The following is a 15334-nucleotide window of genomic DNA, read 5'->3' on the forward strand; positions in this document are numbered from 1 at the left end:
AATTAGAACTCCAGGTTGAAACCACCAGTTACGATCAGCTGCATAGGCACTGTATAAAGCGTACCAGGCATTTCAGGATCACCAAACTTATAGTTGGTAATAGTGAACAGGTTCTGTGCAGTGACATTGAATGAACAACCCTGGATACCCATTTTTTTCACAGTAGCTGCTGGCAGTGAATAAGACAGCATGAGGCTTTTCAGACGCAGGTAAGTATTGTTACTATACACAGCATCAGAACTGGTGAAGTAACTACCGTAACGTTGTGCCAGTTGTCCGTTTCTGGCAGCACCATAATAACCTGTGGTCAGGCGCTGTAATTGTGCATGATCACCCGGTTTGGTCCAGAACATATCCTGCATAAATGCAGGCAGATTGATCTGGCCGCCAGGTAACGGAGATGCATAATTAATACCTGCCAGGTAGTTTTTGGCCATCGCCCTGGAGAATTTGAAGAACAGGCTCAGGTTCCAGTTCTTATAGGAGAAAGTGTTGTTCAGACCACCATAGAAATCAGTCTGTGCATTGGCAATTGCCTGCATATCTCCACCCTTGGCGATATTGGTAGTAGCTGGTGCAGAAGTAATGGTGCCATTCGCCTTATAATATTGGAATACACCGGTTGTGTCGTTCACACCTGCATATTTGAATCCATATATCATGGAAGTAGATTTCCCAACTGCATAGGTAGCTGCATAAGCAGATGTTGCTAAACCAGGGAAGGAAATCAGTTTATTCCTGTTGCCGGAGATATTGAAAGATGTAGTCCATCTGAAATCTTTTGTGGTGATATTGCGGGTCGTAATGGACAATTCGAGACCTGCATCCTGCAGCACAGCATCCATATTTTTCACTACACTGTTGAAACCAGTTTGTGTAGGCAGTGTATAACCTGTAAGCTGGTTACCGGTTCTGCTACGGTAATAAGCCAGGTTCAACAGGATCTTATCATCAATAAAGCCGAGGTCCAGTCCCAGGTTAATGGAATGTTTGGAAGCCCAGCTATAATCCGGATTGTAAAGATTGCTGGCTGTGTAAGGACGGGTACTGTCAAAGGTCTGCGTAGATGTTGTGGACGCTACTTTCCAGTATGGCTGATATTTATAGGGGGCTACACCGTCGGAACCATTGGTACCATAGTTACCGGAGATCTTTACAAAGCTAAGCACAGGTTTGAATGATTCCATGAATCGTTCTTCGGAGATGATCCAACCGATACCAACTGCACCAAAGTTACCAAAACGGCGGCCAGGTCCAAAATTGCTGGAACCATCGCGACGACCGGTCAGGTTGATGATGTACTTTTCCTTATAGACATAGTTAACACGGCCAAACCCTGCTACATATTTGGAGATATCAGCGCCATCTGATACACTGATACCAGTTGCCGCCATGATGGTTCCTAATAATCCATCGTCTGTGTAACCAGTACCCAGCTGCTGATTAAAACTGGATGTTACTTTTCTGTAGGTACCGCCTGCCAATATTGTTAGTTCACCATCTCCGATGGTCTTTCTGTAATCGACCTGTGGCTCCAGGTTGATCGTCTGGTCATTACTCTGGCCAAAGTTGGCACTGGCAGTTGTACCATTACCCGGTTTCACGGCCGCAAGCGGGGTGGCGCTATATTGTTTGGTCATGTTCATAGCCCAGCCTGCATTTGCAGCAATGTTCAATCCTGGAATTATTTCGTAAGTTAAACGGAGGTAATTATTAAACAGGTAGCTGTTGATATTGTATGGCTTTTTTTGCTCCGCCAGCAACTGATCAGAACTTACATCCTGCCCTTTGTATGTCCAAACCAGGTTACCTCTTGCATCCAGCATATCCGGATGGTCAGGCACAGTCATCATGGCTTTACCCAGGGTGGTGCTGCCTGAAGAATTATTGGTTTCGTAAGACACATCACTGCCAAAATCAGCCCTGATCTTGTTATTTGAAGAATGTGTGCTCAATGCACTATGCAGCGTGTAGCGCTTATCTGAAAAATCGCCCGGCATATTATAAGACTGTCTGGTATAACCGGCAGACACCATATAGGTGCTATTCGCAGCGCCTCCTGACATGCTCAGGTGTGCATCTGTACTGTTAGCTGTACCACCATAATATTTCTTAACAAAATCAGTATACATGGTAGTATCATATACAAACAGGTCTTTGAAATAACTCTGATCTGTAGGGAAGGTCGTAATACTATCCATGGTGATTGCCTGATGACGCATACGCAGATATTGCTTTGTATCCATCATATCCAGTCCGCGGGAAATCTTGCTGGGACCAGTTACCACACTTACATTCACCCTGTTTCTGCCTGGCTTCCCTTTTTTGGTCGTGATCACCACTACACCATTCGCACCCTGAGAACCATATATAGAAGTAGCATCTGCATCTTTCAGCACACTGATACTTTCGATATCTGAAGGGTTCACGCCATTCAATGCACTGAAGCCACTGGCGCCACCGCCGGAGTTGAAGCTGTTCAGCAACATCGAGATGTCATTGTTCTGTGTAGGCAATGGAATTCCATCTACGATGATGAGGGGCTGATCGTATGCAATGGCTGTCGCAGAGCTGGACAGTGTATTCTGCCCTCTGGACTGGAACGTTTGTCTTGCACCCGGAACACCGCTAAATACATTTACTTCCAGACCTGGTACACGACCATTGAGGGCATTGGTAATGTTGGTAGCACCTGAACTTTTGATATCAGCCGAATTCAGGGTCGCCACATTACCCACGTTAAAACGTCTGGTATTGGTACCGTAAGCGATCACCTGCACTTCATCCAGCGGGTTGTTGGAGCGTAACAGCCTGATCATGTAGACTCTTGAACTACCTTCTTTTACAGGTACTTCTTTCGTGACATAACCTGTAAAGGAGACGATCAGGGTTTGTTTGTCATCAACATTTTTGAGAATAAACATACCACTACCGTCAGTAATCACCACTTCCTTAGTTCCTTTCACACGGACAGTGGCGCCAATCAGCGGATTTCCCAGGGAATCGGCCACACGGCCATGCAGATCTTCCGGCGGCGCTGGCACAGATGTAAAATCAGGTGTGGCCATCTTATCTTTCAGCACTACTGTTTTGTTCACAATAGAAAAGGTAAGCGGCTGATTGAGCAATGCCTGCTTTAAAGCTTCCTCAAGCGGCATGGATTTCAGGTCTACGGTCACAGGAATACCTGTGCGGACCATCGCATCATTGTAAAAGAAATTGTACCCTGTTTGCTTCTTAAATTCTTTAAATACCAGCTCCAGGGAAGCGTTTCGAACATTCAATGACACATTCTGTGCATAAGTGCTGGCCTTAACCTGTAAACAAGCGACCAATACAAATACGACTGTGAATTTCATAATCAACAGAAGTTTGGTTGATGACAGACACGGCAATGTTTTGCCGTTTGCATTTAACAGCATAGATTTGGCTGGATTTGAGTCATCCCGGATGGACTCCGTTCAGACGGTAATAAAATAAGTTAGTCTGGCTTGACTATTTATGATAAGTGACTCAGATTTTTCGCGCCCCGAACCCCCATTCGGGGCGTTTTCGTATCTAGTCACATGATCCTGGTATAGGTGGTGTATGATTTTAATTTAGTACAGTAAGCCGTCTGCCTTCTAACCGGAAGTGGACCCGGCTCATTTGTAAAATTTGTAATAGCTCAGTCAGCGTAGCCGTACGCGGTATCTCACCTGTGAAGGTGTCACCAGGTACCTTGCCTGCATACACAACATCTATATCATACCAGCGGGCGGCATCGCGCAGTACCTGTGCGATACTGTTGTTCTGATAAGCGAAAAGCCCTTCTTTCCACGCTACTACATCATCAGTAGATGGTGTACTTACATTGATCTTTTGGCCGTCAGCATAGGTAGCCTGTTGTCCGGGTACAATCCGGAGGCCCTGTTGCTGATGATCTACCTGTACGCTACCTTGTAATAGCGTTACTCTCGTGTCTGCTTCATCTTCATAAGCTTTGATATTAAAATGTGTACCCAGCACAGTAACAAGACTGCTATCTCTTTGGTTGGTTTTAATATTTACTGAAAAAGGAATTTTGTGGTCACCTGCTGCCGCTACTTCAAAGTAGGCCTCCCCTGATACAGTCACTTTCCTTTCGCGGCCTGAAAAGGCTACAGGGTAGGTGAGGGAAGTACCTGCATTGAGCCATACCCGGCTTCCATCAGATAACGTGATCGAAGTCACCTGACTTCCTTTTGGATTCGTAAGCGTATTGAGTAAAATTTCGTCGTGTTGTCCCTGTGGTTGGTAAACAATCTCTCCGTTGGCAAGTCTGACTACTTTGGTTTGACCCTGCATGACCAGTTGATGAGCGGAGATACTGTCTGCCGGCACCTGTTGTCCATTAGATAATGTGATGGTGGCCTTGTGTGTGACAGGGGCTTTAATATCTGATACGCTGGCAATTGGTTCCTTTGTGGCGGAAGGAGTGCCTGTAAATTTGTAAATGCTGATTCCAATTAATAGCGCAGCTGCGGCTGCTACAGCCGCAGCGCGCCATTTTTGGATAAATAGAACTCTAATTGGCTGTTTCCGTTGTAAAATGTTGTCAAGAATGACTCTTGAGGAATAGTCGGATAGGTTATGAACTGGCTGGTTATATTGTAGCCACGCAGCTTCCAGTACAGCTTTTAGCTGCGGATCGTCCACGCTTTCGATGAGCGTGAATAGCTCTTTTTTCTCCTGCCAGGTGCAGGTGTTGGATGTTAATTTCTCCAATAATGCTGTGATCCTGTCTATCGACATGTGGCTGATTTTCTTAAAAAATGTTTGTCCCTTACGTATAAGACAAACAACTGAAACTTTCGGTCTAGTCGATCCGAAAAAAAATTTAAAATATTTTTAAAGAGGGAGTTCTAAGGAACAATGTTTATTTCATCTTCTCTGCTAATATGATGTACAGATAAATAATGCTGATAATATGTGAAGACTCCAGGTACGTTCTGATCTTTTTGAGCGCCTGCACCATATGATTGCGGACCGTGGCGGCAGAGATGCCCATTTCAGCCGCAATTTCTTCATACTTGAGTCCGTGTTCACGGCTGAGCATAAACACCTTATATTGCTGTTGCGGCAGGGTTGCCAGCGCTTTGGCCAGTACTTCCTGCACTTCTTTCTCCGACATGGCCTGTGCGGTGCCGTTTTCATCGATGGTATACAATTGTAGCTCATCGAGGATCCTGATTTCCCGGCTTTGCCTGCGCATCAGGTTAATAGCCTGATTGGCAGCCATGCGGAACAAATAGGCGTTGAAATTATCGATTTCACCCAGCTGAGCACGGCGTGTCCATAGCTTCATAAAGACGTCCTGTAGTACGTCTTCTGCCGCTGTAGGGGAGTTGCCAAGGTGTAGGAGGAATGAATATAGTTTATCCTTGTACTTATGGAAAAGCGCCTCGAAGGCTACTTCATCATTGCCTGCCAGCTTATTCACTAGTGCTATGTCATCCGGGTGGTGCATCGACGATAAAATTACATAAAAGACGCTATTTATTTCCGGTAACGATTGCGTAAATAAACCTTCGGTAAATAAGCGGATTTTTATAGCTTCCGCCTGCTATAAATTCCTGTTATGAAGCACCTTGTTTATTTATGCTTGCTATTTGTTGCGTTTTCCAGCTCCGCCCAGGAGAAAAAACTGTTAGTCGTAGCCCACGATGGGAGCGGAGATTTCTCCAATATCCAGGATGCGGTGAATGCCGTACGGGACTTTCAGTATTGGAGAGTGACCATTTTTATAAAGAAAGGAACTTATCATGAGAAACTGGTCATCCCTTCCTGGAAGACGGGGATTACGCTGATCGGTGAATCCCGGGATAGTACCATTATTACCAATAGTGATTTTTCAGGGAAACCATATCCCGGTGGTAAAGATATAAATGGAAGGGACAAGTACAGCACATTTACATCTTATACCGTTTTGGTACAGGGGAATGATGTGATCCTCCGGAATTTAACAATTGTAAATGCAGCTGGTCAGGTAGGACAGGGAGTCGCACTCCATGTGGAAGGAGACAGGTGTATATTCCGGAATTGTAAATTGCTGGGCAACCAGGATACACTATATGCCGGAAAAGAAGATAGCCGGCAGTTTTATGATAGTTGTTATATAGAAGGCACTACAGATTTCATATTTGGTGCGGCCACGGTGGTGTTTAAGGATTGCACCATTTTCAGTATCAGGAATTCCTATGTCACAGCTGCCTCTACGACCGCCAACCAGCCCTATGGTTTTGTATTCATGCATTGTAACCTGATCGCTGCAGATACGGCTACGAAAGTGTACCTGGGGCGGCCATGGCGACCTTATGCCGCTACATTGTTTATGGAGTGCACATTGGGTAAACATATCCTGCCTGTGGGCTGGCATAACTGGGATAAGACAGAGAATGAACAGACCGCCAGATACAGGGAGTATAACAATAATGGCCCGGGAGCCGGCACCAGCCAACGTGTGAGCTGGTCTAAGCAATTGAGTAAGCCGGAGGCGAAAGCGATTACAATCACTAAAATTCTGAATGCGTGGGATCCAACCGTACGACTTTAGTTATAATTTTTTTATTAGGAATGCAAGGCGTGTTTGCGCAAAGCCCCTTGCAGCGTTATGTACACCAGTTCAATGCTGTAGACAGTGAAACCGTGCAGAACTATGTGAATAATGCACAGGCTTATGAATGGTTGAATAAAAACATTCCTTTGCTGGAATGTCCGGATAGCATTATTGAAAAGACCTATTACTACCGCTGGTGGACATTTAGAAAACACCTGAAAGAGACGCCGGATGGGTTCATATTTACTGAATTTATCTTACCGGTAAAACATGCAGGCAGGTACAATGCGCTGAGTTGTGCCTTAGGGCATCACATCAATGAAGGCCGGTGGCTGAGAGATACTCAGTACATCAACCAGGATATCCGCTATTGGTTTATTGCAGATGCACAGCAAAAGGCGCCGAAGTTTCACCAGTTTAGTAGTTGGGCGGAATGGGCAGTGTATGAAAACATCAAAGTAAGCGGAGACCCTGCATTGGCAATAGATCTGCTCCCATATATGGATGCGGATTATCATTTATGGGAAAAGGAAAGGCGCCTTCCTGATGGACTCTTCTGGCAGTTTGATGTAAAAGATGGTATGGAAGAATCTATCAGTGGTAGCAGGAAAGAGAAAAATATCCGCCCTACCATTAACAGCTACATGTATGGCAATGCGGTGGCGATGGCAGCCATGGCAAAGCTGGCACACAATGACACGCTGTTTAAAAAATACGTAGCTGATGTAGCAAAAATAAAATCATTGACACAAGATAGTATGTGGGATAGCAAAGCTGATTTTTTTAAAGTCCGCCTGGCAAAAGGAGGATTGTCAGATGCGCGTGAAGAAATCGGTTTTATCCCCTGGTATTTTAATTTGCCCGACGATCAGGCATTCTATGCCCGTGCTTGGCAGCAATTGATCGATACAACCGGTTTTAATGCACCCTGGGGTATTACAACAGCAGAGAGAAGACATCCTGCTTTTCGTAGTCATGGTACGGGTGGCTGTGAATGGGATGGCGCGTTGTGGCCGTTTGCCACTACTCAGACCTTGAAAGCCTTATCCAATCTGCTCCGTGATTATCATTATAAAGGCGGCATGACGCCCGCTATTTACTATGAGATGCTAAGGACCTATGCCCGTTCTCATCAGAAAAACGGACAGCCTTACCTGGGAGAGTACCAGGATGAAAAGAACGGATATTGGTTAAAGGGAGATAATCCCCGTAGTAGTTATTACAATCATTCCGGTTTCTGTGATCTCGTCATTAATGACCTGATAGGTATCCGGCCATCATTAGATAATAAAGTAACCATCGATCCGATGGTGCCATGGAAATGGTTTCAGCTATCCAATATTCCTTATCATGGTCACCTGATCACAATCAACTGGAATTACAAAAGCAAAGGATTCATCATATTTGTAGATAATGTAGAAAAATACAGGGGCAAAAAGCTGAAATCCGTAATGCTGGCACTCTAAGCCGGCCGCAGGCCTACGCCCGGAACGGGGCACTTCTGCGAAGGCGGAAGTGCCCCGTTCTGCAATTACCTAACTTTTATCATGATAAGACCAATCGCATTTTTGTATCTTCGCCACTCTGATACGAACAAAAAACACACATGTTATGAACAGCCGTAAACGAATCCTTACCGGCTTGCTGGCGTTAAGCATAGCAGGCGGTACAACAACTGCACAGACTAAGACAAATCAGAATGGTAAACAGGCGTTTATTAATAACCTGATCAAAAAAATGACGCTGGAGGAGAAAATCGGGCAATTAAACCTTCTCACCAGCGAAATGGACGTAACCGGCCCGTTTATGAATGCGGGATATAAAAAAGACATCGAAGACGGCCGCTGTGGCTCCATCTTCAATGCGTACACTCCTCAGTACACCCGCCAGTTACAGGACATGGCAATGAAAACCCGTCTTAAGATTCCTTTATTATTCGGATATGACGTAATTCATGGTCACAAGACCATCTTCCCTATTCCATTGGGAGAAGCCTGTACCTGGGATATGGCCCTCATGGAAAAGAGCGCCCGCATTGCTGCTGTAGAAGCCAGCGCGGACGGTCTGCAATGGACGTACTCTCCAATGGTGGACATTGCACGTGACCCCCGCTGGGGACGTGTAGCCGAAGGAGTAGGTGAAGACACCTGGTACGGCGTACAGGTAGCCAAAGCAAAAGTAAAAGGCTATCAGGGTACCGACCTCTCTCTGAACAATACCATTCTGGCCTGTGTAAAACACTTTGCCCTCTATGGTGCTGTGGAAGCCGGTCGTGACTACAACACTGTAGACATGAGCCGCCAGAAAATGTACGAGTACTACCTGCCTCCTTACAAAGCTGCTGTAGATGCAGGTGTAGCGACTGTGATGACTTCCTTCAACGAAGTAGACGGTATCCCTGCTACTGGCAACAAATGGCTGATGACCGACCTGCTGCGCAGGCAATGGGGCTTCAAAGGCTTTGTCGTGACAGACTACACGGCTATTAATGAAATGATGGCACATGGTGTAGGTGATGAATACAAGGTAGGCGAACTGGCACTGAATGCCGGTGTAGACATGGATATGCAGGGTAGCGTATATACCAGGCAGCTGGCAAAGCTGGTGGCCGATAAAAAGATCACCATGGCACAGGTTGATACCTGCGTATACCGTATTCTCTCTGCTAAATATGATCTGGGCCTCTTCAAAGACCCCTATTTATATTGCGACAACGAAAGACCTGCCAAAGAGATCCTGACGCCTGAAAACCGTGCTACCGCCCGCGAAATCGGCGCCCGCTCTATCGTGCTCCTGAAAAACCAGCAGGAACTGCTGCCACTGAAGAAAGGGGCGAAAATTGCCCTGATCGGCCCGCTGGCAGACAGCAAACGTGATATGATCGGTAACTGGTCCGCAGCTGGTGATTATACCAAATCAATCACCCTGCTGGAAGGTATCAAACAGAAACTCGGAGGTGCAGGTAATGTCACTTACCTGCGTGGAGCACACTATACAAACGATACAACGCTGCTGAAAAGAGCATTGCAGAAAGCTGTGCTGACAGCCGAAGATACAGCCAACAGCGCAGGTATGCTGGCTGAAGCTGTTGCCCTGGCACAGCAATCAGACATCGTGGTACTGGCTCTGGGTGAATCATATGGTATGAGTGGTGAAGCTGCCAGCCGTTCTAACATCAGCATTCCTGAAAACCAGGAAAAACTGCTGAGAGCTGTATATGCTACCGGCAAACCAGTAGTTCTGGTGCTGATGAATGGCCGTCCGCTGACCCTGGAATGGGAAGACGCCCACATCCCTGCTATCGTGGAAACATGGTTCCTGGGTACCGAAGCTGGTAACTCCATTGCCGACGTACTGTTTGGCGATTACAACCCAGCCGGTAAACTGACTATGACCTTCCCCCGCAGCGTAGGTCAGATCCCTATCTACTACAATCATAAGAATACCGGTCGTCCGGAGGATCCAGCCAATAAATATTCCAGCAAATACCTGGATATCACCAATGAACCGCTGTATCCATTTGGTTATGGTCTGAGCTATACCAAATTTACTTACGGTCCTGTACAGCTGGATAAAAACCAGCTGAAGCAGTCAGCAACCGGCAATGTGAAAGTAAGTGTAGCAGTGACCAACAGTGGTAATTATGATGGGGAAGAGGTAGTACAGCTGTACATTCGTGACAAAGTAGCAAGCGTAACCCGCCCGGTAAAGGAGCTGAAAAACTTCAAAAAGATCTTCCTGAAGAAAGGAGAAACCCGGACAGTGACCTTTGAACTGAGCGTAAATGACCTGAAATTCTATAATAAAGACCTGAAATATGTGTCTGAACCAGGTGATTTCTCTGTATTTGTGGGTGGAAACAGCCGCGATACACAGTCTGCAGACTTCGCATTAGTACCTTAATACAATATTGACAGGTATAAAAAAAGGGCTAGCCATACCGGCTAGCCCTTTTTTTATTCGGGGCTTCTATAGCACTTCCTTAGGTTTTTCCCGGAGGTAACCCGCCTATAAGCCGCCTATATCCCGCCCATAAGCCGTACATAACCCGCATCTATATAGAGGCGGGTTATGTACGGCTTATGGGCGGCTTAGGTATAGCTTATGTACGGGAAAAGGTCGGGTTACCCATATGGTTGCCTTATCTTTGACCTTATCTTTGAAATGATTCAATAACAGCCTTAAAATTTTAATTTTATTTTAAAAAATACTTCCTAACTTTGCCCCGTTATAAATTCAAACATGAACGCAAACGTACATACACATCATCACCATCATTTCTTACCACGCAGGTAGGCTGGGATGACTATATGTACTATCAAGATATTAGAACATCATCAGGGGCTTACCAAACGGTAAGCCCCTTTTTTGTTTTCACGGAACATTAACAAGAACATGAAACTGAGAATTGCCATTCAGAAATCAGGACGTTTACACGACGATTCCATTAAGCTGTTGAAAGAATGCGGTATCGACATCAATAATGGTGTTAATAAGCTGAAAACAGAAGCCAGTAACTTCCCGCTGGAAGTATTCTTCCTGCGCGATGATGATATTCCGCAATACGTGGAAGATGGCGTAGCAGACCTGGGCATCGTTGGTGAAAATGTGGTACTGGAAAAGAACCGCCCTGTAACAACAGTTGAGAAACTGGGTTTTGGCAAATGCCGCCTCTCCCTCGCTGTTTCCAAATCAGTGGAATACAATGGCGTAAAAGACATGGACAAGCTGCGCATCGCGACCAGCTACCCGGTGATCCTCGAAAAGTTCCTGCAGGAACATGGCCTGACTGCAGATATTCATGAAATCAGTGGTTCCGTGGAAATCGCTCCCGGCATTGGTCTGGCAGACGCTATCTGTGACCTGGTAAGCAGTGGTTCCACCCTGTTTATGAACGGTCTGAAAGAAGTAGAAGTGATCCTGAAATCTGAGGCAGTACTGATCTCTAACGGTAGTCTCACTCCGGAGCAGCAAGCTATTCTCCGCAAGCTGCAATTCCGCATCCAGGCAGTGAAGAAAGCGAAGAACACCAAGTACATTTTGCTGAATGCACCAAATGATAAACTGAAAGAAATCATCGCCCTGTTGCCAGGTATGAAGAGTCCCACCGTATTGCCACTGGCAGAAGAAGGTTGGAGTTCCGTACACTCAGTGCTGAATGAAAATGAATTCTGGGATATCATTGAAAGCCTGAAAGAAGCAGGTGCACAGGGTATACTGGTAGTTCCAATTGAAAAGATGATCATTTAATATCGCTGTCATATGTTGGTATTCGAATATCCAGAACGTTCACAATGGCCGGAGCTGCTGCGTCGCCCGGTATTTGACAACACTGCACTGGAAACCAGTGTCGGCAACATCCTCGCGGATGTACGCCAGAATGGAGATGCAGCCGTTCGCAAGTATGCGCAGCAATTTGATAAGGTACAGCTGGATGCACTCGCAGTCACACCTGCGGAGTTTGCACAGGCAGCTGCTACCCTCGATCCCGCATTGAAAAAAGCCATCTTACAGGCTAAACAAAATATAGAGGTTTTCCACAAAGCACAGCAGGAATCCGGCAAGGTGATCGAAACCATGCCTGGGGTACAATGCTGGCGCAAACCGGTGGCAATAGAGAAAGTAGGATTATATATTCCGGGTGGTTCTGCACCGCTGTTTTCTACCATCCTTATGCTCGGTATTCCGGCGATGATAGCAGGATGTAAGGAAATTATTCTCTGCACTCCTTCCAATGCAAAAGGTGAAGTACACCCTGCAGTGCTGTACACAGCAGAGCAGATTGGATTGGACCGCGTATATAAGATAGGCGGTGTGCAGGCGATTGCTGCCATGGCATATGGTACAGAAAGCATTCCCCGTGTACACAAGATCTTTGGTCCGGGCAATCAATATGTAACCTGTGCAAAACAGCTCATCAACAAAGATGGTGTAGCCATCGATATGCCGGCTGGACCTTCGGAAGTAGCAGTACTGGCAGATGAAACCTGTGTACCTGCTTTCGTAGCGGCCGATCTGTTGTCACAGGCAGAACACGGCCCTGATAGCCAGGTATTGCTGGTGACCACCACTGCTGATATTATCAAACCTGTACAGGAACAGGTAGCTGCGCAGCTGGCGCAATTACCACGCAAAGATATCGCTGCAAAAGCATTGGAAAACAGCCGTATCATACTGGTCCGTGACAATGAAGAAGCGATGGCACTGCTGAATGAATATGCACCAGAGCACCTGATCGTGGCCTGCAAAGATGATATCTCCATTGCAGATGCGGTGGTGAATGCCGGTTCTGTATTCCTGGGTAACTATTCTCCTGAGAGCGCCGGCGACTATGCTTCGGGTACCAACCATACATTGCCTACGAATGGTTATGCCACTGCTTACAGTGGTGTATCGCTGGATAGCTTCGTCAAGAAGATCACCTACCAGCGCCTGACCAAAGAAGGCTTGCAAAATATAGGTAGTACCATCGAAATCATGGCTGCGGCAGAAGGGTTGGATGCACACAAGAATGCGGTGACCCTCCGTCTGAAATAATTTAATCTTATCGTATGTTCGATTTAAATAGCTTATTACGCGACAACATAAAACGCCTCGTTCCTTATTCTACAGCGAGAGATGAGTTCAAAGGCGAAGCATCCATTTTCCTGGATGCAAATGAAAATAGTTATGGTTCACCATTGCCGGTGAATTATAACCGTTATCCTGATCCGATGCAGTGGAAGGTGAAGTACAAACTGGCGGAGATCAAGGGTGTACCCCCACAGAATATTTTCCTGGGAAATGGGAGTGATGAAGTGATCGATGTATTGTATCGTTCCTTCTGCCGTCCCGGAATTGATAATGTAGTACTGTTTCCGCCTACCTATGGTATGTATGAAGTGAGTGCGAATATCAATGATGTGATCGTACGTAAAGTATCTCTTACACCTGATACTTTCCAGATAGATATGCCGGCGTTGCAGGAAGCAGTGGATGAGCATACAAAACTGATCTTTATCTGTTCTCCAAACAACCCTACAGGTAATTCCATTGACCGTTCAGATATCGAAATGATCCTGAACAATTTTGATGGTATTGTAGTGGTAGATGAGGCGTATATCAACTATGCACGTCAGAAAACTTTTATCTCTGAGCTGACTGAATATCCAAATCTCGTAGTGATGCAAACACTCTCCAAAGCATGGGGACTGGCAGCACTGCGCGTAGGGATGGCGTTTGCAGGAGAAGATATTATCAATGTGCTGAACAAAGTAAAAGCACCTTACAACATTAACCAGTCTGCACAGGATCTCGTACTAGAAGCACTGAACAATATCGGTCAGGTGAATGACTGGATCAAAGATGCAGTTGTAGAAAGAGATAAACTCGCAGCTGCGCTGGAAGGATTGCCACAGGTAGAGTATATCTATCCAAGTGATGCGAACTTCCTGCTGGCGAAGACCACAGATGCAAAGGGTATTTACAATAACCTGGTTGAGCAGGGCATCATTGTACGTGATCGTTCAAAGGTAGAATTGTGTGGAGGCTGCCTGCGTATTACAGTAGGTACGCCGGAAGAGAATGTGACATTGGTAAATGCTATAAATAATTTCAAATAATGAAAAGAGTTCTCTTCATAGATCGCGATGGTACTTTGATCAAAGAGGTGCCACCAACTTACCAGATTGATTCACTTGACAAAATCGAATTCTATCCCAGGGTATTCACCTGGCTCACGCGTATAGCAGCGGAACTGGATTTTGAACTGGTGATGGTGACGAACCAGGATGGATTAGGCACTGAGAGCTTTCCTGAAGATACTTTCTGGTCGGCGCAAAACTTTATTGTTCGTGCGTTTGAGAATGAAGGGGTATTTTTTAAGGAGTATCATATAGATCGCAGCTTCCCTCATGAGAACGCACCTACACGTAAACCGGGTATAGGAATGCTGACGAAATATTTCACAGCTGATTATGATCTTGCAAATTCATTTGTGATCGGAGATCGTATTACGGATGTACAGTTAGCCAAGAACCTGGGAGCGAAAGCGATCTGGATGAATGAGGGTACTGGTCTTGGTGGTGCGGAAGTGAGTGCAGATGCGAAGGCGCTGGAATCAGTGATTGCTTTGGAGTCTACAGATTGGGAGAAGATCTATGAGTTCCTGAAATTAGGATTGCGTAAAGTATCTCATACACGTACTACTAAAGAAACTGATATTCATATTGAACTGAACCTGGATGGTACTGGTAAAGCAGATATCGAAACTGGTTTAGGTTTCTTTGATCATATGCTGGATCAGATAGCGCGTCATGGTAGTATTGATCTAACTATCAAAGCGAAGGGCGATTTGCACATAGATGAGCATCATACGATTGAGGATGTGGGTATTGCACTGGGTGAAGCGGTAGCGCAGGGTTTAGGTGATAAGAGAGGGATAGAGCGTTATGGTTATTGCTTACCGATGGATGATTGCCTGGCGCAGGCAGCGATTGATTTTGGAGGAAGGAACTGGATAGTCTGGGATGCTAAGTTTAATAGGGAGAAGATAGGAGAGATGCCTACGGAGATGTTCTTCCATTTCTTTAAGTCTTTTTCAGATGCGTCAAAGAGTAACCTGAATATCAAGGCGGAAGGGGAGAATGAACATCATAAGATAGAGGCGATCTTCAAGGTGTTTGCAAAAGCGATTAAGATGGCGGTAAAGAGGAATCCATCTAATATGCAATTGCCAAGTACGAAGGGGCTGCTTTAATAATAGTCGCGGTTGATGAT

At 45.7% G+C, this 15334-nt stretch carries 10 protein-coding genes; 7 read left to right on the forward strand and 3 right to left on the reverse strand.

What is annotated here, in order from left to right; all coding sequences use genetic code 11:
• Positions 1 to 2 precede the first annotated feature (2 nt).
• From BW716_RS04400 to BW716_RS04410, 3 genes are all read right to left on the reverse strand, one after another.
• Complete coding sequence (locus BW716_RS04400) at positions 3 to 3359, reverse strand: SusC/RagA family TonB-linked outer membrane protein (RefSeq protein WP_179090990.1); 3357 nt, start codon at positions 3357 to 3359, stop codon at positions 3 to 5.
• A 235-nt stretch (positions 3360 to 3594) separates the two neighbouring features.
• Entirely contained in the window at positions 3595 to 4773 is a 1179-nt protein-coding gene (locus BW716_RS04405) for a FecR family protein (protein WP_083721309.1), read from the reverse strand.
• 124 nt (positions 4774 to 4897) lie between these two features.
• Entirely contained in the window at positions 4898 to 5488 is a 591-nt protein-coding gene (locus BW716_RS04410; RefSeq protein ID WP_083721310.1) for an RNA polymerase sigma factor, read from the reverse strand.
• 111 nt (positions 5489 to 5599) lie between these two features.
• On the opposite strand from BW716_RS04410, the gene BW716_RS04415 reads away from it, so the two are divergent.
• From BW716_RS04415 to hisB, 7 genes are all read left to right on the forward strand, one after another.
• Positions 5600 to 6574, forward strand: coding sequence for a pectinesterase family protein (locus tag BW716_RS04415; RefSeq protein WP_083721311.1), 975 nt, complete (start codon positions 5600 to 5602; stop codon positions 6572 to 6574).
• A gap of 20 nt (positions 6575 to 6594) precedes the next feature.
• Positions 6595 to 8043: a glycoside hydrolase gene (locus tag BW716_RS04420; protein WP_083721312.1), complete on the forward strand. Its 1449-nt coding sequence runs from the start codon at positions 6595 to 6597 to the stop codon at positions 8041 to 8043.
• Positions 8044 to 8188: 145 nt separating this feature from the next.
• Positions 8189 to 10480 carry a beta-glucosidase BglX gene (gene bglX, locus BW716_RS04425; protein WP_083721313.1) on the forward strand — a complete coding sequence of 764 codons (2292 nt, stop codon included), beginning with the start codon at positions 8189 to 8191 and terminating at the stop codon, positions 10478 to 10480.
• Positions 10481 to 10972: 492 nt separating this feature from the next.
• Entirely contained in the window at positions 10973 to 11827 is an 855-nt protein-coding gene (gene hisG, locus BW716_RS04430; protein WP_083721314.1) for an ATP phosphoribosyltransferase, read from the forward strand.
• Between the two features lie 12 nt (positions 11828 to 11839).
• Positions 11840 to 13114: a histidinol dehydrogenase gene (gene hisD / locus BW716_RS04435; RefSeq protein WP_083721315.1), complete on the forward strand. Its 1275-nt coding sequence runs from the start codon at positions 11840 to 11842 to the stop codon at positions 13112 to 13114.
• A 14-nt stretch (positions 13115 to 13128) separates the two neighbouring features.
• A complete protein-coding gene (hisC, locus tag BW716_RS04440; protein WP_083721316.1) occupies positions 13129 to 14178 on the forward strand; it encodes a histidinol-phosphate transaminase in 1050 nt (349 codons plus the stop codon).
• Positions 14178 to 15314: a bifunctional histidinol-phosphatase/imidazoleglycerol-phosphate dehydratase HisB gene (gene hisB, locus BW716_RS04445; RefSeq protein WP_083721317.1), complete on the forward strand. Its 1137-nt coding sequence runs from the start codon at positions 14178 to 14180 to the stop codon at positions 15312 to 15314. Before hisC ends, hisB begins: the two co-directional genes overlap by 1 nt.
• The last annotated feature ends 20 nt before the right edge of the window (positions 15315 to 15334 follow it).

The sequence above is a fragment of the [Flexibacter] sp. ATCC 35208 genome (genome assembly GCF_001975825.1).
In the GTDB taxonomy this organism is placed as follows: Bacteria; Bacteroidota; Bacteroidia; order Chitinophagales; family Chitinophagaceae; genus Chitinophaga.

What these genes read in the sequence shown, in the direction of transcription:
- BW716_RS04400 (WP_179090990.1), bottom strand. Translation starts at nt 3,359, where the DNA reads ATGAAATTCACAGTCGTATTTGTATTGGTCGCTTGTTTACAGGTTAAG.
- BW716_RS04405 (WP_083721309.1), bottom strand. Translation starts at nt 4,773, where the DNA reads ATGTCGATAGACAGGATCACAGCATTATTGGAGAAATTAACATCCAAC.
- BW716_RS04410 (WP_083721310.1), bottom strand. Translation starts at nt 5,488, where the DNA reads ATGCACCACCCGGATGACATAGCACTAGTGAATAAGCTGGCAGGCAAT.
- BW716_RS04415 (WP_083721311.1), top strand. Translation starts at nt 5,600, where the DNA reads ATGAAGCACCTTGTTTATTTATGCTTGCTATTTGTTGCGTTTTCCAGC.
- BW716_RS04420 (WP_083721312.1), top strand. Translation starts at nt 6,595, where the DNA reads ATGCAAGGCGTGTTTGCGCAAAGCCCCTTGCAGCGTTATGTACACCAG.
- bglX (WP_083721313.1), top strand. Translation starts at nt 8,189, where the DNA reads ATGAACAGCCGTAAACGAATCCTTACCGGCTTGCTGGCGTTAAGCATA.
- hisG (WP_083721314.1), top strand. Translation starts at nt 10,973, where the DNA reads ATGAAACTGAGAATTGCCATTCAGAAATCAGGACGTTTACACGACGAT.
- hisD (WP_083721315.1), top strand. Translation starts at nt 11,840, where the DNA reads ATGTTGGTATTCGAATATCCAGAACGTTCACAATGGCCGGAGCTGCTG.
- hisC (WP_083721316.1), top strand. Translation starts at nt 13,129, where the DNA reads ATGTTCGATTTAAATAGCTTATTACGCGACAACATAAAACGCCTCGTT.
- hisB (WP_083721317.1), top strand. Translation starts at nt 14,178, where the DNA reads ATGAAAAGAGTTCTCTTCATAGATCGCGATGGTACTTTGATCAAAGAG.